20 protein-coding genes, 4 tRNA genes and 1 rRNA gene are annotated in these 22,963 nt (G+C 57.9%); all 25 read left to right on the forward strand.

The genetic code is table 11. From position 1 onward, the window contains the following. Positions 1-101: ribosomal RNA gene (rrf, locus tag WM94_RS12560) — 5S ribosomal RNA — on the forward strand; the annotation flags it as partial. Between the two features lie 340 nt (positions 102-441). After that, positions 442-1,401: a bifunctional biotin--[acetyl-CoA-carboxylase] ligase/biotin operon repressor BirA gene (birA, locus tag WM94_RS12565; RefSeq protein ID WP_061551333.1), complete on the forward strand. Its 960-nt coding sequence runs from the start codon at positions 442-444 to the stop codon at positions 1,399-1,401. Next, positions 1,391-2,140, forward strand: coding sequence for a pantothenate kinase (locus WM94_RS12570; protein WP_061551334.1), 750 nt, complete (start codon positions 1,391-1,393; stop codon positions 2,138-2,140). The genes birA and WM94_RS12570 overlap by 11 nt, the downstream gene beginning before the upstream one ends. A gap of 7 nt (positions 2,141-2,147) precedes the next feature. Continuing rightward, the gene (locus WM94_RS12575; RefSeq protein WP_039614594.1) at positions 2,148-2,573 is read left to right on the forward strand and encodes a hypothetical protein; all 426 of its coding nucleotides are present in this window, start codon (positions 2,148-2,150) and stop codon (positions 2,571-2,573) included. Between the two features lie 152 nt (positions 2,574-2,725). Continuing rightward, positions 2,726-2,809 (forward strand) — tRNA-Tyr (locus WM94_RS12580). Positions 2,810-2,833: 24 nt separating this feature from the next. Continuing rightward, positions 2,834-2,907: transfer RNA gene (locus WM94_RS12585), tRNA-Gly, on the forward strand. Positions 2,908-2,936: 29 nt separating this feature from the next. Beyond that, positions 2,937-3,012, forward strand: a tRNA-Thr gene (locus WM94_RS12590). A gap of 78 nt (positions 3,013-3,090) precedes the next feature. Next, complete coding sequence (gene tuf / locus WM94_RS12595) at positions 3,091-4,284, forward strand: elongation factor Tu (RefSeq protein WP_013970626.1); 1,194 nt, start codon at positions 3,091-3,093, stop codon at positions 4,282-4,284. A gap of 54 nt (positions 4,285-4,338) precedes the next feature. After that, positions 4,339-4,414, forward strand: a tRNA-Trp gene (locus WM94_RS12600). A 44-nt stretch (positions 4,415-4,458) separates the two neighbouring features. Next, the gene (secE, locus tag WM94_RS12605; RefSeq protein ID WP_003255502.1) at positions 4,459-4,827 is read left to right on the forward strand and encodes a preprotein translocase subunit SecE; all 369 of its coding nucleotides are present in this window, start codon (positions 4,459-4,461) and stop codon (positions 4,825-4,827) included. 9 nt (positions 4,828-4,836) lie between these two features. Continuing rightward, positions 4,837-5,370 (forward strand): transcription termination/antitermination protein NusG, encoded by a 534-nt coding sequence (nusG, locus tag WM94_RS12610; RefSeq protein ID WP_003255501.1) that lies wholly within the window; start codon positions 4,837-4,839, stop codon positions 5,368-5,370. A gap of 119 nt (positions 5,371-5,489) precedes the next feature. After that, positions 5,490-5,921 (forward strand): 50S ribosomal protein L11, encoded by a 432-nt coding sequence (rplK, locus tag WM94_RS12615; RefSeq protein WP_003255500.1) that lies wholly within the window; start codon positions 5,490-5,492, stop codon positions 5,919-5,921. After that, positions 5,921-6,616 (forward strand): 50S ribosomal protein L1, encoded by a 696-nt coding sequence (rplA, locus tag WM94_RS12620; protein WP_013970629.1) that lies wholly within the window; start codon positions 5,921-5,923, stop codon positions 6,614-6,616. Before rplK ends, rplA begins: the two co-directional genes overlap by 1 nt. 197 nt (positions 6,617-6,813) lie before the next feature. Then, on the forward strand, positions 6,814-7,314 hold the full coding sequence (gene rplJ, locus WM94_RS12625; RefSeq protein WP_003257082.1) for a 50S ribosomal protein L10: 501 nt from the start codon (positions 6,814-6,816) through the stop codon (positions 7,312-7,314). Between the two features lie 78 nt (positions 7,315-7,392). After that, positions 7,393-7,764 (forward strand): 50S ribosomal protein L7/L12, encoded by a 372-nt coding sequence (rplL, locus tag WM94_RS12630; RefSeq protein WP_013970630.1) that lies wholly within the window; start codon positions 7,393-7,395, stop codon positions 7,762-7,764. A 220-nt stretch (positions 7,765-7,984) separates the two neighbouring features. Further along, complete coding sequence (gene rpoB, locus WM94_RS12635) at positions 7,985-12,058, forward strand: DNA-directed RNA polymerase subunit beta (protein ID WP_046617162.1); 4,074 nt, start codon at positions 7,985-7,987, stop codon at positions 12,056-12,058. A 64-nt stretch (positions 12,059-12,122) separates the two neighbouring features. Further along, positions 12,123-16,322: a DNA-directed RNA polymerase subunit beta' gene (gene rpoC, locus WM94_RS12640; protein WP_061551335.1), complete on the forward strand. Its 4,200-nt coding sequence runs from the start codon at positions 12,123-12,125 to the stop codon at positions 16,320-16,322. Between the two features lie 211 nt (positions 16,323-16,533). Next, entirely contained in the window at positions 16,534-16,905 is a 372-nt protein-coding gene (gene rpsL / locus WM94_RS12645; RefSeq protein ID WP_003255492.1) for a 30S ribosomal protein S12, read from the forward strand. Between the two features lie 106 nt (positions 16,906-17,011). Further along, entirely contained in the window at positions 17,012-17,482 is a 471-nt protein-coding gene (gene rpsG, locus WM94_RS12650; protein ID WP_003246741.1) for a 30S ribosomal protein S7, read from the forward strand. A gap of 30 nt (positions 17,483-17,512) precedes the next feature. Continuing rightward, entirely contained in the window at positions 17,513-19,660 is a 2,148-nt protein-coding gene (gene fusA, locus WM94_RS12655) for an elongation factor G (protein WP_061551336.1), read from the forward strand. Between the two features lie 27 nt (positions 19,661-19,687). Then, positions 19,688-20,881, forward strand: coding sequence for an elongation factor Tu (gene tuf, locus WM94_RS12660; protein ID WP_023382632.1), 1,194 nt, complete (start codon positions 19,688-19,690; stop codon positions 20,879-20,881). A gap of 141 nt (positions 20,882-21,022) precedes the next feature. Then, positions 21,023-21,334: a 30S ribosomal protein S10 gene (rpsJ, locus tag WM94_RS12665; RefSeq protein ID WP_003186070.1), complete on the forward strand. Its 312-nt coding sequence runs from the start codon at positions 21,023-21,025 to the stop codon at positions 21,332-21,334. Between the two features lie 80 nt (positions 21,335-21,414). After that, positions 21,415-22,050, forward strand: a complete 636-nt coding sequence (gene rplC / locus WM94_RS12670) for a 50S ribosomal protein L3 (RefSeq protein ID WP_003257089.1) — start codon at positions 21,415-21,417, stop codon at positions 22,048-22,050. A gap of 12 nt (positions 22,051-22,062) precedes the next feature. Continuing rightward, positions 22,063-22,665 (forward strand): 50S ribosomal protein L4, encoded by a 603-nt coding sequence (rplD, locus tag WM94_RS12675; RefSeq protein ID WP_008089819.1) that lies wholly within the window; start codon positions 22,063-22,065, stop codon positions 22,663-22,665. Then, a complete protein-coding gene (gene rplW, locus WM94_RS12680; RefSeq protein WP_003255484.1) occupies positions 22,662-22,961 on the forward strand; it encodes a 50S ribosomal protein L23 in 300 nt (99 codons plus the stop codon). Before rplD ends, rplW begins: the two co-directional genes overlap by 4 nt. Positions 22,962-22,963 lie beyond the last annotated feature (2 nt).

A 22,963-nucleotide genomic window follows, 5' to 3' on the forward strand; every position in this document is an offset into this window, starting at 1 on the left:
GCATTGGAACCACCTGATCCCATCCCGAACTCAGCAGTGAAACGATGCATCGCCGATGGTAGTGTGGGGTTTCCCCATGTGAGAGTAGGTCATCGTCAAGATTCATTTCGCAAAACCCCTATCTGCGTATGCAGGTAGGGGTTTTGTCTTTGTGGTGCAAAAACTCCCGGGCATACGCAGCCCCTGTGGGAGCGGGCGCGCCGAGGCGTCGAACCGCCGCGAACACCGGCGAAGCCGGTGCCATACACCGCGTCGTCTGTTTCGCGGCGGTTCGACGCCTCGACTCGCCCGCTCCCACACCGATCACATCAGCCTGATGGCATTCTTCAGGCTTGCGCGATCCCTGTGGGAGCGGCCGTTCGCTGCCGCCGGCAGCCCTTTTCCTATGCAAGCCAACAGCCCATAGCTATCATGCCTGCCTTATTCCAAGTCGAGACTGGCATGCTGAAGTTGTTGAATCTCCTCAAGGATGGTCGGTTCCATTCCGGAGAAGCTCTGGGGTCGGCCCTCGGGGTAAGTCGCAGCGCCGTTTGGAAGCAGCTGCAGCACCTGGAGAGCGAACTGAACCTCACCATTCACAAGGTTCGTGGGCGCGGCTATCAGCTGGCGGCGCCACTGGCTTTGCTCGATGCACAAGCGATTGCCGGGTTTGCCGACGGCGAGCAGTGGCCCGTTTTCATCCACGAAACCATCGACTCGACCAATGCCGAAGGCTTGCGGCTCGCCGGGGAAGGGAAGATCGCTCCATTCCTGGTCCTGGCCGAGCGCCAGAGCGCCGGCCGTGGTCGGCGCGGTCGGCAGTGGGTCAGCCCGTTTGCCGAAAACCTCTATTACAGCCTGGTTCTCCGCGTGGATGGTGGCATGCGCCAGCTCGAGGGCTTGAGCCTGGTGGTTGGATTGGCGGTAATGCGTACCCTGCAGGCTTTTGGCGTAAAGGATGTGGGCCTCAAATGGCCCAACGATGTCCTCGTTCGCGGGCAAAAGATCACCGGTATCCTCCTGGAGTTAGTGGGCGACCCGGCAGATGTTTGTCACGTGGTACTAGGTATTGGCATCAATGTGAACATGCAGACCAACGATCAGGTCGACCAGATGTGGACCTCGATGCGTCGCGAAATAGGTGCGGCAATAGACCGTAACCGGCTGGTAGCGTTGCTCAGTCAGCAGTTGCAGCACGAATTGGCACGGCATCGTCGCTATGGGTTTGCCGCATTCCAGGAAGAATGGGAGCAGGCGCACCTCTGGCAGGGGCGCAAGGTTTCTCTGGTTGCCGGTAGCACGCGTATTGATGGCGTGGTTCTTGGCGTCGATGGGCAGGGCGGTTTACGCCTTGAGGTGGACGGGGTGGAGAAGAGCTTCAGTGGTGGTGAGCTCAGTTTGAGGTTGCGTGATGATTCTTGAGCTCGATTGCGGTAACAGCTTCATCAAGTGGCGGGTAATCCATGTCGCTGATGCAGTGATTGAAAGCGGCGGTATCGTCGACTCCGATCAGGCGCTGGTGGCCGAAGTGGCTGCACTGGCTTCGGTGCGTCTCAGCGGTTGCCGCATTGTCAGTGTGCGCAGTGAGGAAGAAACAGATGCGCTTTGCGCGCTGATTGCCCAGGCGTTTGCCGTGCAAGCTCGGGTGGCGCACCCGGCCCGGGAAATGGCGGGTGTGCGCAATGGCTATGACGACTACCAGCGCCTGGGCATGGACCGTTGGTTGGCGGTGCTGGGAGCCTTTCACTTGGCCAGGGGTGCCTGCCTGGTCATTGATCTGGGGACCGCTGCAAAAGCGGATTTCGTTGCGGCGGATGGCGAGCATCTGGGTGGCTACATCTGCCCGGGGATGCCATTGATGCGTGGCCAGTTGCGTACGCACACCCGGCGTATCCGTTATGACGATGCCTCCGCAGAGCGGGCGTTGGCCAGTCTGGAGCCGGGCCGTTCGACGGTCGAGGCGGTCGAGCGCGGTTGCGTGTTGATGCTTCAGGGTTTTGCGCGTACCCAGCTCGAACAGGCGCGTGCGTTGTGGGGGCAGGATTTCACAGTGTTTCTTACAGGAGGTGATGCGCCGCTGGTAAGGGAGGCCGTCCCCCAGGCGCGTGTCGTGCCTGACCTGGTTTTCGTAGGCCTGGCCATGGCCTGCCCATTGGATTGAGGTGCCTATGCGTTGGTTGTTTCTGCTGTTACTGGTGCTTAACGTCTTCTATTACGTGTGGCACCAGCAGGAAGCCCCGCTGAAGGTCAAGGAAGTCGCGCCCTTGTCGCTGTACAAGGGCAATCAGCAAGAAATCCGCCTGTTGCGCGAAACAGGGGTGTCGGCGCCGCCCAAGCGCCGGGATGAGTGCCTGGTGGTCGGTGGTGTGATGGGGCAGGGTCAGCTCGATGCGCTGCGTCAGCGCCTGGTGACCTTGGATATTTCCACGCTGCCGGTGGTGGGGCAGCTGCCAGGGGCGGACGGTCGTTGGCTCAAGGTTGCCCCGGAAAGCGAGCGTTTGCTGGACCAAACCGTCCTTGCAACTCTTTCCAACGATTTCAAAGACTTAAAACACAAAATTATTTTCTGCCAGGGTATTGCAACTGGCGAATAGCTTGATAGAATGGCGCCCGCTTCACAGGGAACACCACTCAGGTGGCAGAACTGGAAGCAGTGTCAAAGTAGCTAAGTTTCAGATTTGATTGAAAAAATTTGAAAAAAAGCTTGACACTAGGACGGCAGACAAATAGAATGCCGGCCACATCTGGAGGGATTCCCGAGCGGTCAAAGGGGACGGACTGTAAATCCGTTGCGAGAGCTTCGAAGGTTCGAATCCTTCTCCCTCCACCAGTTTTAGCGAGAGCCGCAAGCTCCGCGGGTATAGTTTAGTGGTAGAACCTCAGCCTTCCAAGCTGATGATGCGGGTTCGATTCCCGCTACCCGCTCCAAGTTTGCTGGATTTTGCACAAAGTGTTTCGCTCTTGTAGCTCAGTTGGTAGAGCACACCCTTGGTAAGGGTGAGGTCAGCGGTTCAAGTCCGCTCAAGAGCTCCATATAAACAAGGCAGATATGAAAATATCTGCCTTTGTTTTATCAGCGCAAGACTATTTCTTCTGCGGAGGATTGTATCGATGGCTAAGGAAAAGTTTGATCGTTCCCTTCCCCACGTTAACGTCGGCACTATCGGCCACGTTGACCACGGTAAGACCACTCTGACCGCAGCTCTGACTCGCGTCTGCTCCGAAGTTTTCGGTTCGGCAGTCGTTGAGTTCGACAAGATCGACTCGGCTCCGGAAGAAAAAGCGCGCGGTATTACCATCAACACCGCTCACGTCGAGTACAACTCGAACATTCGTCACTACGCTCACGTTGACTGCCCAGGTCACGCTGACTACGTGAAGAACATGATCACCGGTGCTGCCCAGATGGATGGCGCCATCCTGGTTTGCTCGGCCGCCGATGGTCCGATGCCACAAACCCGTGAGCACATCCTGCTGTCCCGTCAGGTAGGCGTACCTTACATCGTGGTCTTCCTGAACAAGGCTGACCTGGTAGACGACGCCGAGCTGCTGGAACTGGTCGAGATGGAAGTTCGCGACCTGCTGTCCACCTACGACTTCCCAGGCGACGACACCCCGATCATCATCGGTTCGGCTCGTATGGCCCTGGAAGGCAAAGACGATAACGAAATGGGTACTACCGCTGTCAAGAAGCTGGTAGAAACTCTGGATGCCTACATCCCTGAGCCAGTTCGTGCCGTTGACCAGCCGTTCCTGATGCCGATCGAAGACGTATTCTCGATCTCGGGTCGTGGTACCGTTGTTACCGGTCGTATCGAGCGTGGTATCGTCCGCGTTCAGGATCCGCTGGAAATCGTTGGTCTGCGTGACACCACCACCACCACCTGCACCGGTGTTGAGATGTTCCGCAAGCTGCTGGACGAAGGCCGTGCTGGCGAGAACTGCGGCGTTCTGCTGCGTGGTACCAAGCGTGACGACGTTGAGCGTGGCCAGGTTCTGGTCAAGCCAGGTTCGGTCAAGCCGCACACCAAGTTCACCGCAGAAGTCTACGTTCTGTCGAAGGAAGAAGGCGGCCGTCACACTCCGTTCTTCAAAGGCTACCGTCCTCAGTTCTACTTCCGTACCACTGACGTGACCGGTAACTGCGAACTGCCGGAAGGCGTTGAAATGGTAATGCCAGGTGACAACATTCAGATGACTGTCACCCTGATCAAGACCATCGCAATGGAAGACGGTCTGCGCTTCGCTATCCGTGAAGGCGGTCGTACCGTCGGCGCCGGCGTCGTAGCAAAAATTATTGAATAAGTAGTTGATTTACTTGATCAGGCCGGTATAATGGCCGGCCTGATACAGCGTTACAGGTCAGTAGCTCAATTGGCAGAGCGACGGTCTCCAAAACCGTAGGTTGGGGGTTCGATTCCCTCCTGACCTGCCATTTCACCTCGGTGTGATGGCTTTCTTCTCACAGGATCCTCCTCGATGACTCCCAAAACTGAAGCCCAAGAATCGCGTTTTGATCTGTTCAAGTGGCTGGCTGTAGTGGCTTTGGTGGTTGTTGGTGTAGTGGGTAACCAGTATTACTCCGCCTCCCCGATTCTGTATCGCGTCCTTGTACTTCTCGTCCTGGCTGCTGTCGCGGGCTTTGTAGCTCTGCAGACTGCGAAGGGCAAGTCGTTCTTTGCGCTGGCGAAGGAAGCTCGTACCGAGATTCGTAAAGTCGTGTGGCCGACCCGCCAGGAAACCACCCAGACCACGCTGATTGTCGTGGCTGTCGTGCTGGTTATGGCACTGCTGTTGTGGGGTCTTGATTCCCTGCTCGGCTGGGCGGTCTCCTTGATCGTTGGCTAAAGGTGTCCCGTGGCTAAGCGTTGGTATGTTGTGCATGCTTACTCGGGTTACGAGAAGCATGTAATGCGCTCCCTGATCGAGCGCGTCAAGCTGGCTGGCATGGAAGACGGTTTCGGCGAGATCCTGGTCCCGACCGAAGAAGTCGTCGAAATGCGCAACGGCCAGAAGCGCAAGAGTGAGCGTAAATTCTTCCCTGGCTATGTACTGGTCCAGATGGAGATGAACGAAGGGACTTGGCACTTGGTCAAGGATACCCCTCGTGTGATGGGCTTTATTGGTGGCACCGCAGACAAGCCTGCGCCGATCACCGATAAAGAAGCGGAGGCTATCCTGCGTCGCGTTGCCGACGGTAGCGACAAGCCGAAGCCCAAGACGCTGTTCGAGCCGGGTGAAGTGGTTCGAGTCATTGACGGTCCGTTCGCTGACTTCAATGGTAGTGTCGAAGAGGTTAACTACGAAAAGAGTCGCCTGCAGGTGGCGGTGCTCATTTTCGGTCGCTCTACTCCGGTGGAGCTCGAGTTCAGCCAGGTCGAAAAGGTCTAGGCGGACGAAGCATCCCATACCCCGCAGCCCTGTGTGCTGCGGGGTTTTGTCGTCACTGGGATAAAACGCAAGTCATCCGGGGAGCCAACAGGCGTTCGTACCCGATTTTGGAGTAGCTCATGGCTAAGAAGATTCAGGCTTACATCAAGCTGCAAGTTAAGGCCGGCCAGGCCAACCCAAGCCCACCCGTTGGTCCAGCACTGGGTCAACACGGTGTGAACATCATGGAATTCTGTAAGGCCTTCAACGCCCGTACCCAGGGTCAAGAAGCCGGCCTGCCGACTCCTGTGATCATCACTGTCTACAGCGACCGTAGCTTCACCTTCGAGACCAAGAGCACCCCTGCCTCGGTTCTGCTGAAGAAAGCTGCTGGCCTGACCAGTGGTTCGGCTCGCCCGAACACCGTTAAAGTCGGTACCGTTACCCGTGCTCAGCTGGAAGACATCGCCAAAGCTAAACAGGCTGATCTGACTGCCGCTGACCTGGACGCTGCTGTACGCACCATCGCTGGCTCTGCCCGCAGCATGGGCCTGAACGTGGAGGGTGTGTAATGGCTAAGCTGACCAAACGCCAAAAGGCAATCGCCGAGAAAATCGAAGCAGGCAAGGCCTACAACTTCGAAGAAGCGGCCACTCTGCTGGCTTCGCTGCCGGCTGCCAAGTTCGTAGAGTCCTACGACATCGCCGTTAACCTTGGTGTTGACCCGCGTAAATCCGACCAGGTCGTACGTAGCGCTACCGTGCTGCCACACGGCACTGGCAAGACCGTTCGCGTTGCTGTCTTCACCCAGGGTCCAGCTGCTGAAGCCGCTCTGGCTGCCGGCGCTGACCGCGTAGGTATGGACGATCTGGCTGCCGAAATGAAAGGCGGCGACCTGAACTATGACGTCGTCATCGCATCGCCTGATGCCATGCGCGTTGTAGGTCAACTGGGTCAGGTTCTGGGTCCTCGCGGCCTGATGCCTAACCCGAAAGTTGGTACCGTGACCCCAGACGTAGCCGGCGCCGTCAAGAACGCCAAGGCTGGTCAGGTTCGCTACCGTACCGACAAGAACGGTATCATCCACACCTCCGTTGGCAAGGTCGGCTTCGAAGCTGGCAAGCTGAAGGAAAACGTTGAAGCCCTGATCGCTGATCTGAAGCGTATCAAGCCAGCTTCCTCGAAAGGTATCTACGTCAAGCGCGTTACCCTGAGCACCACCATGGGCCCAGGTCTGGTCATCGATCAGAGCTCGCTGAACGTGTAAGAACATGGTGGCGCGACCTGTCGCGCCACCAGCAAAAATTGGGGTCCCTGCCTGGCGGGGGCTATCCAAGACCGTAGGCGGCGCAAGCCTTAAAATACCAGCCCACGCAGATGGTGCTCCCGATTCGTTACCGAATCAGACACCAAAACGACATCCGGCTTCGGCCAGATGAAACGGTAAAAACCAGGAGTAAACCCGTGGCAATTAAACTCGAAGACAAGAAGGCCATCGTCGCTGAAGTCAACGAGGCTGCCAAAGTCGCTCTGTCCGCTGTCGTGGCTGATGCCCGTGGTGTGACTGTAGGCGCAATGACCGGACTCCGTAAAGAGGCCCGCGAAGCTGGCGTATACGTACGTGTCGTACGTAACACCCTGCTGAAGCGCGCTGTTGAAGGCACCGAATTCTCGATCCTCAACGACGCGTTCAAAGGCCCGACCCTGATTGCTTTCTCCAACGAACACCCGGGCGCTGCTGCTCGTCTGTTCAAAGAGTTCGCCAAGGGTCAGGACAAGTTCGAGATCAAGGCAGCTGCGTTCGACGGCAAGTTCCTTGCCGCTAACCAGATCGACGTGCTGGCAACCCTGCCAACTCGCGACGAGGCTATCGCACAGCTGATGAGCGTAATCCAAGGTGCAACCAGCAAGCTGGCTCGTACCCTGGCAGCTCTGCGCGACCAGAAAGAAGCTGCTGCTGCCTAAGGCACGCGCAACTCTTTCAAAATCATACGTTTAATTTGATGGCTGCGTAGGCTGTCACCCCAATACAGGATTTAAGTCATGTCTCTGACTAACGAACAAATCATCGAAGCGATCGGCCAGAAAACTGTTCTGGAAATTGTTGAACTGATCAAAGCGATGGAAGAAACCTTCGGCGTTACCGCTGCTGCCGCTGTTGCTGCTGGCCCAGCTGCTGGCGCTGCTGCCGCTGTTGAAGAGCAGACCGAGTTCAACGTCGTTCTGACCGAAGCTGGCGACAAGAAAGTAAACGTGATCAAGGCCGTTCGTGAACTGACCGGTCTGGGCCTGAAAGAAGCCAAAGAGAAAGTCGACGGCGCTCCTCAGGTTATCGCTGAAGGCGTTTCGAAAGAAGCCGCTGAAGACGCGAAGAAGAAGCTGGAAGAAGCTGGCGCTAAAGTCGAGCTGAAGTAATCTCGACCTTGCGACTCCAGTCCGAGCGTTGAGCGAAGGGCTGATGGCTGGTGGCTTATGCCACCGGCCTTTTTCCGTTATTGGTGGCCGGTCAGGCCGGCCCCGATAACAAGCTGCAAGACACCCATGTGGGTGGCGCAAACCAAGGGGTTTGCACGATTTTCTGGCTGCTCCCGCCGGGAGAAGCCAAACAAGCAGGTGACCAAGCTGGGGAACGCTGATGGCTTACTCATACACTGAGAAAAAACGTATCCGCAAGGACTTTAGCAAGTTGCCGGACGTCATGGATGTGCCTTACCTCCTGGCCATCCAGCTGGATTCGTATCGCGAATTCCTGCAAGCGGGAGCATCCAAGGATCAGTTCCGCGACGTCGGCCTGCACGCGGCCTTCAAATCGGTATTCCCGATCATCAGCTACTCCGGCAATGCTGCCCTGGAGTACGTAGGCTATCGCCTGGGCGAACCCGCCTTCGATGTGAAGGAATGTGTCCTGCGTGGCGTGACCTTCGCGGTCCCACTGCGGGTCAAGGTGCGCCTGATCATCTTCGACAAGGAATCGTCGAACAAAGCGATCAAGGACATCAAAGAGCAAGAAGTCTACATGGGTGAAATCCCCCTGATGACTGAGAACGGTACCTTCGTTATCAACGGTACCGAACGTGTGATCGTTTCCCAGCTGCACCGTTCGCCTGGTGTGTTCTTCGACCACGACCGTGGCAAGACTCACAGCTCCGGCAAGCTGCTGTACTCCGCTCGCATCATCCCTTACCGCGGCTCCTGGCTGGACTTCGAGTTCGACCCGAAGGACTGCGTGTTCGTACGTATCGACCGTCGCCGCAAGCTGCCGGCCTCGGTGCTGCTGCGTGCCCTGGGTTACAGCACTGAAGAAGTGCTGAATACCTTCTACACCACCAACGTGTTCCATATTTCCGGCGAGAAACTCAGCCTGGAGCTGGTACCGCAGCGTCTGCGTGGTGAGGTTGCAGTCATGGATATCCATGACGAAACCGGCAAAGTCATCGTCGAGCAGGGCCGCCGTATTACCGCGCGCCACATCAACCAGCTCGAGAAGGCCGGCGTCAAGCAGCTGGACGTTCCTATGGAATACGTCCTGGGCCGCACTACCGCCAAGGCCATCGTGCATCCGGCTACCGGCGAGATCCTGGCCGAATGCAACACCGAGATGACCACCGAACTGCTGATCAAGGTCGCCAAGGCACAGGTTGTCCGTATCGAGACCCTGTACACCAACGACATCGATTGCGGTCCGTTCATCTCCGACACCCTGAAGATCGACACCACCAGCAACCAGCTGGAAGCCCTGGTCGAGATCTACCGCATGATGCGTCCTGGCGAGCCGCCAACCAAGGATGCTGCCGAGACCCTGTTCAACAACTTGTTCTTCAGCGCCGAGCGTTACGACCTGTCCGCCGTTGGCCGCATGAAGTTCAACCGTCGTATCGGTCGTACCGAGATCGAAGGTTCGGGCGTGCTGAGCAAGGAAGATATCGTCGAGGTTCTGAAGACCTTGGTCGACATCCGTAACGGCAAAGGCATCGTCGACGACATCGACCACCTGGGTAACCGTCGTGTACGTTGCGTCGGCGAGATGGCCGAGAACCAGTTCCGCGTTGGCCTGGTGCGTGTCGAGCGCGCGGTCAAGGAACGCCTGTCGATGGCGGAAAGCGAAGGCCTGATGCCGCAAGACCTGATCAACGCCAAGCCGGTTGCGGCGGCGGTGAAAGAGTTCTTCGGTTCCAGCCAGCTGTCCCAGTTCATGGACCAGAACAACCCGCTCTCCGAGATCACCCACAAGCGCCGCGTCTCCGCACTCGGCCCAGGCGGTCTGACCCGTGAGCGTGCCGGCTTCGAAGTCCGTGACGTACACCCGACCCACTACGGCCGTGTGTGCCCGATCGAGACCCCAGAAGGTCCGAACATCGGTCTGATCAACTCCCTGGCAGCCTATGCCCGCACCAACCAGTACGGCTTCCTGGAAAGCCCGTACCGCGTGGTGAAGGAAGGCGTGGTCAGCGACGAGATCGTGTTCCTGTCGGCCATTGAAGAAGCGGATCACGTCATCGCCCAGGCTTCGGCCGCGATGAACGAGAAGAAGCAGCTGATCGATGAGCTGGTAGCTGTTCGTCACCTGAACGAATTCACCGTCAAGGCGCCGGAAGACGTCACCCTGATGGACGTTTCGCCGAAGCAGGTTGTTTCCGTCGCTGCGTCGCTGATTCCGTTCCTCGAGCACGACGACGCCAACCGTGCATTGATGGGTTCCAACATGCAGCGTCAGGCTGTACCGACCCTGCGCGCCGACAAGCCGCTGGTAGGTACCGGCATGGAGCGCAACGTTGCCCGTGACTCCGGTGTATGCGTGGTTGCTCGCCGCGGTGGTGTGATCGACTCGGTCGACGCCAGCCGTATCGTTGTTCGCGTTGCCGACGACGAAGTGGAAACCGGCGAAGCAGGTGTGGATATCTACAACCTGACCAAGTACACCCGTTCGAACCAGAACACCTGCATCAACCAGCGTCCGCTGGTGAGCAAGGGTGACAAGGTTCAGCGTGGTGACATCATGGCCGACGGCCCGTCCACCGACATGGGTGAACTGGCACTGGGTCAGAACATGCGCATCGCGTTCATGGCGTGGAACGGCTTCAACTTCGAAGACTCCATCTGCCTGTCCGAGCGTGTGGTTCAGGAAGACCGCTTCACCACCATCCACATCCAGGAACTGACCTGTGTGGCGCGTGACACCAAGCTTGGCCCAGAGGAAATCACTGCGGACATCCCGAACGTGGGTGAAGCCGCGCTGAACAAGCTGGACGAAGCCGGTATCGTCTACGTGGGTGCCGAAGTCGGCGCTGGCGACATCCTGGTCGGCAAGGTAACGCCAAAAGGCGAAACCCAGCTGACTCCGGAAGAAAAACTGCTGCGCGCAATCTTCGGTGAGAAGGCCAGCGACGTTAAGGACACCTCCCTGCGCGTGCCAACCGGCACCAAGGGTACCGTCATCGACGTACAGGTCTTCACCCGTGATGGCGTCGAGCGCGACAGCCGCGCTCTGGCCATCGAGAAGATGCAGCTGGACGAGATCCGCAAGGACCTCAACGAAGAGTTCCGCATCGTCGAAGGTGCAACCTTCGAGCGTCTGCGTTCTGCTCTGAACGGCCAGGTGGTCGACGGTGGCGCGGGCCTGAAGAAAGGCACCGTGATCACTGACGAAGTGCTGGATGGTCTGGAGCACGGGCAGTGGTTCAAACTGCGCATGGCCGAAGATGCACTGAACGAGCAGCTGGAAAAGGCTCAGCAGTACATCGTCGATCGTCGCCGTCTGCTGGACGACAAGTTCGAAGACAAGAAGCGCAAGCTGCAGCAGGGTGATGACCTGGCACCGGGCGTACTGAAGATCGTCAAGGTTTACCTGGCAATCCGCCGTCGCATCCAGCCGGGTGACAAGATGGCCGGTCGTCACGGTAACAAGGGTGTCGTCTCGGTAATCATGCCGGTCGAAGACATGCCGCACGACGCCAACGGTACTCCGGTCGATGTCGTACTGAACCCGCTGGGTGTACCTTCGCGTATGAACGTCGGTCAGATCCTCGAAACCCACCTGGGCCTGGCGGCCAAAGGTCTGGGCGAGAAGATCGACCGCATGATCGAAGAGCAGCGCAAGGCCGCTGAACTGCGCGTGTTCCTGACCGAGGTCTACAACGAGATCGGCGGTCGTCAGGAAAACCTGGACGAGTTCACCGACGAAGAGATCCTGGCCCTGGCCCACAACCTGAAGAAGGGCGTGCCAATGGCTACCCCGGTCTTCGACGGTGCCAAGGAGCGCGAGATCAAGGCCATGCTGAAGCTGGCCGACCTGCCAGAGAGCGGCCAGATGGTGCTGTTCGATGGCCGTACCGGCAACAAGTTCGAGCGTCCTGTGACCGTTGGTTACATGTACATGCTCAAGCTGAACCACTTGGTGGACGACAAGATGCACGCGCGTTCCACTGGTTCCTACAGCCTGGTTACCCAGCAGCCGCTGGGTGGTAAGGCGCAGTTCGGTGGTCAGCGTTTCGGGGAGATGGAAGTGTGGGCGCTGGAAGCATACGGCGCGGCATACACCCTGCAAGAAATGCTCACAGTGAAGTCGGACGACGTGAACGGCCGTACCAAGATGTACAAGAACATCGTGGATGGCGATCACCGTATGGAGCCGGGCATGCCCGAGTCCTTCAACGTGTTGATCAAAGAGATCCGTTCGCTCGGTATCGATATCGATCTGGAAACCGAATAACACGTGACGCGAAGGGGAGTGGGGCAGGTAATGCCCGCTCCCTGCTCCGCCAGGAGGAAAGGCCTTGAAAGACCTACTGAATTTGCTGAAAAACCAGGGTCAAGTCGAAGAGTTCGACGCCATCCGCATCGGTCTGGCGTCGCCTGAAATGATCCGTTCGTGGTCGTTCGGTGAAGTTAAGAAGCCGGAAACCATCAACTACCGTACGTTCAAGCCTGAGCGTGACGGCCTGTTCTGCGCCAAGATCTTTGGCCCAGTCAAGGACTACGAGTGCCTGTGCGGCAAGTACAAGCGCCTCAAGCACCGCGGCGTGATCTGCGAGAAGTGCGGCGTTGAAGTTGCCCTGGCAAAAGTTCGTCGTGAGCGCATGGCGCACATCGAACTGGCCTCGCCGGTTGCCCACATCTGGTTCCTGAAGTCGCTGCCGTCCCGTATCGGCCTGCTGATGGACATGACCCTGCGTGACATCGAGCGCGTGCTCTACTTCGAGAGCTACGTCGTTATCGACCCGGGCATGACCACCCTGGAAAAAGGCCAGCTGCTGAACGACGAGCAGTACTTCGAAGCGCTGGAAGAGTTCGGAGATGACTTCGACGCCCGCATGGGTGCCGAGGCTGTCCGCGAACTGCTGCACGCTATCGACCTGGAACACGAGATCGGCCGCCTGCGCGAAGAGATTCCGCAGACCAACTCGGAAACCAAGATCAAGAAGCTGTCCAAGCGCCTGAAGCTGATGGAAGCGTTCCAGGGTTCGGGCAACCTGCCTGAGTGGATGGTCCTGACCGTCCTGCCAGTGCTGCCGCCGGACCTGCGTCCGCTGGTACCGCTGGATGGCGGCCGCTTCGCGACCTCCGACCTGAACGACCTGTATCGTCGGGTGATCAACCGTAACAATCGTCTGAAGCGCCTGCTGGATCTGTCGGCGCCGGACATCATCGTGCGCAACGAAAAGCGCATGCTGCAGGAGGCGGTCGACGCCCTGCTGGACAACGGCCGTCGCGGTCGCGCCATCACTGGCTCGAACAAGCGTCCGCTGAAGTCCCTGGCCGACATGATCAAAGGTAAGCAAGGTCGCTTCCGTCAGAACCTGCTCGGTAAGCGTGTGGACTACTCCGGCCGTTCGGTAATTACCGTAGGCCCGACCCTGCGTCTGCACCAGTGCGGTCTGCCGAAAAAGATGGCTCTCGAGCTGTTCAAGCCGTTCATTTTCGGCAAGCTGGAAATGCGTGGTCTGGCGACCACCATCAAGGCTGCCAAGAAGATGGTCGAGCGTGAGCTGCCAGAGGTGTGGGACGTGCTCGCCGAGGTGATCCGCGAACACCCCGTGCTGCTCAACCGCGCACCGACCCTGCACCGTCTGGGTATCCAGGCATTTGAACCGGTTCTGATCGAAGGCAAGGCTATTCAGCTGCACCCGCTGGTCTGTGCCGCGTACAACGCCGACTTCGACGGTGACCAGATGGCCGTTCACGTGCCGCTGACCCTGGAAGCCCAGCTCGAAGCGCGCGCGCTGATGATGTCGACCAACAACATCCTGTCGCCAGCCAACGGTGAGCCAATCATCGTTCCGTCGCAGGACGTGGTACTGGGTCTGTACTACATGACCCGTGAAGCCATCAACGCCAAGGGCGAAGGTCGCGTATTCGCCGACCTGCAGGAAGTCGACCGCGTATTCCGCGCCGGCGAGGCTGCCCTGCACGCGAAAATCAAGGTTCGTATCAACGAAACCGTGAAAGAGCGTGACGGCTCCGTGGTCAAGAACACCCGCATCGTCGACACCACCGTCGGCCGTGCGCTGCTGTTCCAGGTCGTACCGGCAGGCCTGCCTTACGACGTGGTCAACCAGCCGATGAAGAAAAAGGCGATCTCCAAGCTGATCAACCAGTGCTACCGCGTGGTTGGTCTGAAAGAGACCGTTATCTTCGCTGACCAGCTGATGTACACCGGTTTCGCTTACTCGACCATTTCCGGCGTTTCGATCGGTGTTAACGACTTCGTTATCCCGGACGAGAAAGCACGCATCATCGGTACCGCTACCGACGAAGTGAAGGAAATCGAGAGCCAGTACGCCTCCGGTCTGGTAACCCAGGGCGAGAAGTACAACAAGGTCATCGACCTGTGGTCGAAGGCGAACGACGAAGTGTCCAAGGCGATGATGGCCAACCTCTCGAAAGAGAAGGTCATCGATCGCGAAGGCAAGGAAGTCGAGCAAGAGTCCTTCAACTCGATGTACATGATGGCTGACTCCGGTGCGCGGGGTTCCGCAGCCCAGATCCGTCAGCTGGCCGGTATGCGTGGCCTGATGGCCAAGCCGGACGGCTCCATCATCGAGACGCCGATCACTGCGAACTTCCGTGAAGGTCTGAGCGTTCTGCAGTACTTCATTTCGACCCACGGTGCTCGTAAGGGTCTGGCGGATACCGCACTGAAGACCGCCAACTCCGGTTACCTGACTCGTCGTCTGGTAGACGTTGCCCAGGATCTGGTTGTTACCGAGATCGACTGCGGCACCGACCAGGGCCTGCTGATGACCCCGCACATCGAAGGCGGCGACGTTGTAGAACCGCTGGGTGAGCGTGTGCTGGGTCGTGTCATCGCCCGTGACGTGTTCAAGCCAGGCACCGAGGACGTCATCGTTCCGGCCGGTACCCTGGTCGACGAGAAGTGGGTCGAATTCATCGAGCTGAACAGCATCGACGAAGTGGTCGTGCGTTCGCCGATCAACTGCGAAACCCGCTACGGCATCTGCGCCAAGTGCTACGGTCGTGACCTGGCTCGCGGTCACCAGGTGAACATCGGTGAAGCTGTCGGCGTTATCGCTGCGCAGTCGATCGGTGAGCCGGGTACCCAGCTGACCATGCGTACGTTCCACATCGGTGGTGCTGCAAGCCGTACCTCGGCTGCCGACAGCGTCCAGGTGAAGAACGGCGGTATGGTGCGTCTGCACAACCTGAAGCAGGTAGAACGTGCCGATGGCAACCTGGTTGCCGTATCGCGTTCGGGCGAGTTGGCCATTGCCGACGAGTTCGGTCGTGAGCGTGAGCGCTACAAGCTGCCTTATGGTGCGGTAATTTCGGTCAAGGAAGGTGAAAAGGTCGAAGCTGGCGCTATCGTCGCCAAGTGGGACCCGCACACCCACCCGATCGTTACCGAACTGAAAGGTACCGTGACCTTCGTTGGCATGGAAGAAGGCATCACCATCAAGCGTCAGACTGACGAATTGACGGGTTTGACCAACATTGAAGTACTGGACGTCAAGGATCGCCCTGCCGCTGGCAAGGAAATCCGTCCTGCTATCAAGATGGTCGACGCTTCTGGCAAGGATCTGTACCTGCCAGGTACCGACGTACCTGCCCAGTACTTCCTGCCGGCCAACGCCCTCGTCGGCGTGGCTGACGGTGCCCAGATCGGTGTTGGTGACGTTATCGCGCGTATCCCGCAAGAAACGTCGAAGACCCGTGACATCACCGGTGGTCTGCCGCGCGTTGCCGACCTGTTCGAAGCGCGCCGTCCGAAAGAGGCCTCGATTCTGGCTGAAGTCAGCGGCACCATCGCGTTCGGCAAGGAGACCAAGGGCAAGCGTCGTCTGGTCATCACCCCGACCGACGGTAGCGATCCGTACGAAGAGCTGATTCCGAAGTGGCGCCACCTGAACGTCTTCGAAGGCGAACAGGTAAACCGCGGCGAAGTTATCTCCGACGGCCCGAGCGATCCGCACGACATCCTGCGTCTGCTGGGTGTGAGTGCGCTGGCGAAGTACATCGTCAACGAGATCCAGGACGTTTACCGTCTGCAAGGCGTTAAGATCAACGACAAGCACATCGAGACCATCCTGCGTCAGATGCTGCGCAAGGTCGAGATCACCGAGTCGGGTGACTCCAGCTTCATCAAGGGCGACCAGATGGAACTGACCCAGGTACTGGTAGAGAACGAGCGTCTCGCCGCCGAGGACAAGTTCGTCTCCAAGTTCACCCGCGTGCTGCTGGGTATCACCAAGGCGTCGCTGTCGACCGAGTCGTTCATCTCCGCGGCTTCCTTCCAGGAAACCACCCGCGTACTGACCGAAGCGGCGGTAACCGGCAAGCGCGACTACCTGCGCGGCCTGAAAGAGAACGTGGTCGTGGGTCGTCTGATCCCGGCCGGTACTGGTCTGGCCTACCACAGCGAGCGCAAACGTCGCCGTGATGCCGACAAACCGCTGCGTGTGAGCGCCAGTGAGGTGGAAGCCGCACTGACCGAAGCGCTGAATTCCAGCGGTAACTAAGTACAGGGCAGGGCCCCGGCAAGCCCCGAACGGTCATCGACGACATGAAATGTTGCCGATGATCGGACGGGGAGGGCCGGGGCCTCGTCTTGACTGGGTGCAAGATCCTCTTTAGACTTTTGTACCCTTAAATTTGGTGAGGCTCCGTCTCGCCAATTTTTGGCTTTCTTGCAAGACAATAGAGTCGCAAGACAATCAGTGGAGCTAGTAGATGGCAACTATCAACCAGCTGGTACGTCAGCCGCGTAAGCGTTCGGTCGAGAAGTCCGACGTTCCTGCGCTGCAGAACTGCCCGCAGCGTCGTGGCGTGTGCACCCGCGTGTACACCACCACGCCGAAAAAACCTAACTCGGCACTGCGTAAAGTATGCCGTGTGCGTCTGACCAACGGTTTCGAGGTTTCCTCGTACATCGGTGGTGAAGGCCACAACCTGCAAGAGCACAGCGTCGTCCTGATCCGTGGCGGCCGTGTAAAAGACTTGCCAGGTGTTCGTTACCACACCGTTCGCGGCTCTCTGGATACTTCGGGCGTTAAAGGCCGTAACCAGGGTCGTTCGAAGTACGGTACCAAGCGTCCGAAGTAATCGGTCGTTTGCAGACATCCATTTATTTGAGTCGATAAGAGTAAGGTCGGGCAGGGGTCGAAAGACCTGGTCCCGGGCTAACCTGAAGACCGTTTGAGGGCTTATCATGCCAAGACGTCGTGTAGCAGCAAAACGTGAGATCCTTGACGATCCGAAGTACGGATCCCAGATTCTCGCCAAGTTCATGAACCACGTGATGGAAAGCGGCAAGAAGGCTGTAGCCGAGCGCATCGTTTACGGTGCCCTGGATACCGTCAAAGCACGCAAGAACAGCGACCCCCTGGAAATCTTCGAGAAAGCTCTCGACGCCATCGCTCCGCTGGTCGAAGTTAAGTCCCGTCGTGTCGGCGGTGCCACTTACCAGGTTCCGGTTGAAGTTCGTCCATCCCGTCGTAACGCTCTGGCAATGCGCTGGCTCGTAGACTACGCCCGCAAGCGCGGCGAGAAGTCGATGGCTTTGCGCCTGGCCGGCGAGCTGCTGGATGCTGCTGAAGGCAAGGGTGCTGCAGTCAAGAAGCGTGAAGACGTGCACCGTATGGCCGAGGCCAACAAAGCGTTCTCGCACTACCGCTTCTAATTCAAGCATCAATCATTTTGCGAGGGCTTTATGGCTCGTACTACAGCAATTAACCGCTACCGTAACATCGGTATCTGCGCCCACGTTGACGCGGGCAAGACTACCACTACCGAGCGGATCCTGTTCTACACAGGTCTGAGCCACAAGATGGGCGAGGTGCACGACGGCGCCGCGACCACCGACTGGATGGTGCAGGAGCAGGAGCGCGGTATCACCATTACCTCCGCTGCCGTTACCACCTTCTGGAAAGGTTCCCGTGGTCAGTATGACAACTACCGCGTAAACGTCATCGATACCCCCGGCCACGTTGACTTCACCATTGAAGTAGAGCGTTCGCTGCGTGTACTCGACGGCGCGGTCGTTGTGTTCTGCGGTACCTCCGGCGTTGAGCCGCAGTCCGAAACCGTATGGCGTCAGGCCAACAAGTACGGCGTTCCACGTGTTGTTTACGTGAACAAGATGGACCGTGCTGGTGCCAACTTCCTGCGCGTTGTCGGCCAGATCAAGAACCGCCTGGGTCACACCCCGGTTCCGGTCCAGCTGGCTATCGGTGCAGAAGACGACTTCCAGGGTCAGGTTGACCTGATCAAGATGAAAGCCATCTACTGGAACGAAGACGACAAGGGCACCACCTACCGCGAGGAAGAAATTCCTGCGGATATGGTCGACCTGGCTAACGAATGGCGCAACAACATGGTTGAAGCTGCCGCCGAAGCCAACGAAGAGCTGATGAACAAGTACCTTGAAGAAGGTGACCTGTCCGTCGAAGACATCAAGGCCGGTCTGCGCGCGCGTACCCTGGCCAGCGAGATCGTTCCGGCTGTCTGCGGTTCGTCGTTCAAGAACAAGGGCGTTCCCCTGGTTCTCGACGCCGTTATCGACTTCCTGCCTGCTCCGACCGAGATTCCTGCGATCAAGGGTATCCACCCTGATCTGGCCGAAGTGCCGAAGGATGAAATCACCGAAGCGCAGCAGGACGAGCGTCACGCTGACGACGCAGAGCCGTTCTCGGCCCTGGCGTTCAAGATCGCTACCGACCCGTTCGTAGGTACCCTGACCTTCGTTCGCGTTTACTCGGGCGTTCTGACCTCTGGTGACTCGGTCATCAACTCGGTCAAAGGCAAGAAAGAGCGCGTTGGTCGTATGGTGCAGATGCACGCCAACCAGCGTGAAGAGATCAAGGAAGTGCGCGCTGGCGACATCGCGGCCCTGATCGGCATGAAGGACGTTACCACTGGTGAAACCCTGTGCGACGCTGACAAGCCAATCATCCTTGAGCGCATGGACTTCCCGGAGCCAGTGATTTCGCTGTCTGTCGAGCCGAAGACCAAGCAGGACCAGGAAAAGATGGGTATCGCTCTGGGCAAACTGGCTCAGGAAGACCCGTCGTTCCGCGTCAAGACCGACGAAGAGACTGGCCAGACCATCATCTCCGGTATGGGTGAGCTGCACCTGGACATCATCGTTGACCGCATGAAGCGTGAATTCAACGTTGAGGCCAACATCGGCAAGCCGCAGGTTTCGTACCGCGAGAAGATCACCAAGTCCGGTGTCGAGATCGAAGGCAAGTTCGTTCGCCAGTCGGGCGGTCGTGGTCAGTTCGGTCACTGCTGGATCCGTTTCTCGGAGCCAGAGCAGGACGACAAGGGCAACATCACCGAAGGTCTGGTGTTCTCCAACGAAGTCGTTGGTGGTGTAATTCCTAAGGAATACATCCCTGCGATCCAGAAGGGTATCGAAGAGCAGATGAAGAACGGCGTTGTTGCCGGTTATCCTCTGATCGGCCTGAAGGCCGCGGTATTCGATGGTTCGTACCACGACGTCGACTCCAACGAAATGGCGTTCAAGATCGCCGCTTCGATGGCAACCAAGCAACTGGCCCAGAAGGGCGGTGGCGTGGTTCTCGAGCCGATCATGAAGGTCGAAGTTGTAACCCCGGAAGACTACCTGGGTGACGTGATGGGTGACCTGAACCGTCGTCGTGGTCTGGTCCAGGGTATGGATGAGTCGGTCTCTGGCCGTGTCGTCCGCGCTGAAGTTCCGCTCGGAGAGATGTTCGGTTACGCAACCGACGTTCGTTCCATGTCTCAGGGTCGCGCAAGCTACTCCATGGAATTCTCCAAATACGCCGAAGCTCCGTCGAACATCGTCGAAGCACTCGTTAAAAAACAAGGCTAATCCCCTTTAGGCAAGAGGTTCACTGTCGTGGCTAAAGAAAAATTTGATCGTTCCCTTCCCCACGTTAACGTCGGCACCATCGGCCACGTTGACCACGGTAAGACCACTCTGACCGCAGCTCTGACTCGCGTCTGCTCCGAAGTTTTCGGTTCGGCAGTCGTTGAGTTCGACAAGATCGACTCGGCTCCGGAAGAAAAAGCGCGCGGTATCACCATCAACACCGCTCACGTCGAGTACAACTCGAACATTCGTCACTACGCTCACGTTGACTGCCCAGGTCACGCTGACTACGTGAAGAACATGATCACCGGTGCTGCCCAGATGGACGGCGCGATCCTGGTTTGCTCGGCCGCCGATGGTCCGATGCCACAAACCCGTGAGCACATCCTGCTGTCCCGTCAGGTAGGCGTTCCTTACATCGTGGTCTTCCTGAACAAGGCTGACCTGGTAGACGACGCCGAGCTGCTGGAACTGGTCGAGATGGAAGTTCGCGACCTGCTGTCCACCTACGACTTCCCAGGCGACGACACTCCGATCATCATCGGTTCGGCTCGTATGGCCCTGGAAGGCAAAGACGACAACGAAATGGGTACTACCGCTGTCAAGAAGCTGGTAGAAACTCTGGATGCCTACATCCCTGAGCCAGTTCGTGCCGTTGACCAGCCGTTCCTGATGCCGATCGAAGACGTATTCTCGATCTCGGGTCGTGGTACCGTTGTTACCGGTCGTATCGAGCGTGGTATCGTCCGCGTTCAGGATCCGCTGGAAATCGTTGGTCTGCGTGAAACTTCGACCACCACCTGCACCGGTGTTGAGATGTTCCGCAAGCTGCTGGACGAAGGTCGTGCTGGCGAGAACTGCGGTGTTCTGCTGCGTGGTACCAAGCGTGACGACGTTGAGCGTGGCCAGGTTCTGGTCAAGCCAGGTTCGGTCAAGCCGCACACCAAGTTCACCGCAGAAGTCTACGTTCTGTCGAAGGAAGAAGGCGGCCGTCACACTCCGTTCTTCAAAGGCTACCGTCCTCAGTTCTACTTCCGTACCACTGACGTGACCGGTAACTGCGAACTGCCGGAAGGCGTTGAAATGGTAATGCCAGGTGACAACATTCAGATGACTGTCACCCTGATCAAGACCATCGCAATGGAAGACGGTCTGCGCTTCGCTATCCGTGAAGGCGGTCGTACCGTCGGCGCCGGCGTCGTAGCCAAAATCATCGAGTAATCACTCGACCGATTGAAAAAACCCCCGCTCAGCGGGGGTTTTTTTTATTGGGTTGACACTAAATGGGGGCGTCTATAGAATCACGCCTCCTTTTAGCGGGCGTAGTGCGTCCGTTGGGAACAGCCTGGAGTCTGAAATCCAATGCAAAATCAGCAAATCCGTATCAGGTTGAAGGCTTTCGACCATCGCCTGATCGACCAATCCACCCAGGAAATCGTGGAAACCGCGAAACGTACTGGTGCGCAAGTGCGTGGTCCAATTCCACTGCCTACCCGCAAAGAGCGTTTCACCGTTCTGGTTTCCCCGCACGTCAACAAAGACGCGCGTGACCAGTACGAGATCCGCACTCATAAGCGTGTTCTGGACATCGTCCAGCCAACGGATAAAACCGTTGACGCGCTGATGAAGCTTGATCTGGCGGCAGGTGTGGAAGTACAGATCAGCCTCGGCTAAGACTTCGGTCTGGTCGTGTAACGCTCTGAAATGGGCGGCCATAGCGGGTGAAAGCCCCGTACACTCATGAGGTTTACAACATGACTATTGGTGTAATCGGTCGCAAGTGCGGTATGACCCGCATTTTCACCGAAGAAGGTGTCTCCATTCCGGTCACGGTCATCGAGATCGAGCCGAATCGTGTCACCCAGTTCAAAACTGAAGAAACCGATGGCTACCGTGCAGTGCAAGTCACTGTCGGCGAGCGTCGTGCTTCGCGTGTGACTGCCGCTCAGGCAGGTCACTTCGCAAAGGCCAACGTTGCCGCTGGTCGCGGTGTCTGGGAGTTCCGTCTTGAAGAAGGCGATTTCCAGGCTGGCGATCTGATCAAAGCTGAACTCTTCACTGCAGGCCAGCTGGTAGACGTTACTGGTCAGTCCAAAGGTAAAGGCTTCGCCGGTACCATCAAGCGCTGGAACTTCCGTGGCCAGGACAACACCCACGGTAACTCCGTGTCGCACCGTGTCCCAGGTTCCATCGGCCAGTGCCAGACTCCTGGTCGTGTGTTCAAGGGCAAGAAAATGTCCGGTCACATGGGCGCCGAGCGCGTGACTGTTCAGTCCCTGGAAGTAGTTCGCGTAGACGCTGAGCGCAACCTGCTGCTGGTCAAGGGTGCCGTTCCAGGCGCTACTGGCGGCGACGTGGTTGTACGTCCAGCTGTCAAGGCTCGCGGTTAAGGGGAAACTGACATGCAACTCAATGTAAATGACGCTCAGGCGATCGAAGTTTCCGAACTGACTTTCGGTGGCGAATTCAACGAGACGCTGGTACACCAAGCAGTCGTGGCCTACATGGCCGGCGGCCGTCAGGGCACCAAGCAGCAGAAGACCCGTTCCGACGTGGCTGGTGGCGGTAAGCGCCCATGGCGTCAGAAGGGTACTGGCCGTGCTCGTGCTGGTACCACTCGTGGTCCGATCTGGCGTGGCGGTGGTGTAACCTTCGCAGCTCGCCCTCAAGATCACTCGCAGAAGCTCAACAAGAAGATGTATCGCGCAGCCCTGCGCTCCATCCTCGCTGAGCTGGTGCGTAGCGACCGTCTGGTCGTGGTTCAGGACTTCGCTGTTGAAGCACCGAAAACCAAAGATCTGCTGAACAAGCTGAACGGCATGGGTCTGAACGACGTACTGATCGTTTCCGACGCTGTTGATCAGAACCTGTACCTGGCTGCTCGCAACCTGCCGCACGTCGACGTACGTGACGTACAAGGTTCCGACCCGGTCAGTCTGATCGCATACGAGAAAGTGTTGATCACTGTCTCGGCCGTGAAGAAATTCGAGGAGCTGCTGGGATGAACCAGGAACGCGTATTCAAAGTCCTCCTTGGCCCGCACGTTTCCGAGAAGGCTACCGTTCTGGCTGAGAAAAAAGGCCAGTTCGTATTCAAGGTTGCTACCGATGCAACCAAGCTGGAAATCAAGAAAGCTGTCGAAGGCCTGTTCAACGTAAAAGTTGAAAACGTGTCGACTGTTAACGTTCTGGGTAAAACCAAGCGTACCGCACGTGGTCTGGGCAAGCGTAATGACTGGAAGAAGGCGATCGTCTCCCTTCAGCCAGGCCAAGATCTCGATTTCAGCAGCAGTGCTGAGTAAGG

The organism is Pseudomonas sp. ABFPK, from assembly GCF_001586765.1.
Taxonomy (GTDB): domain Bacteria; phylum Pseudomonadota; class Gammaproteobacteria; order Pseudomonadales; family Pseudomonadaceae; genus Aquipseudomonas; species Aquipseudomonas asiatica.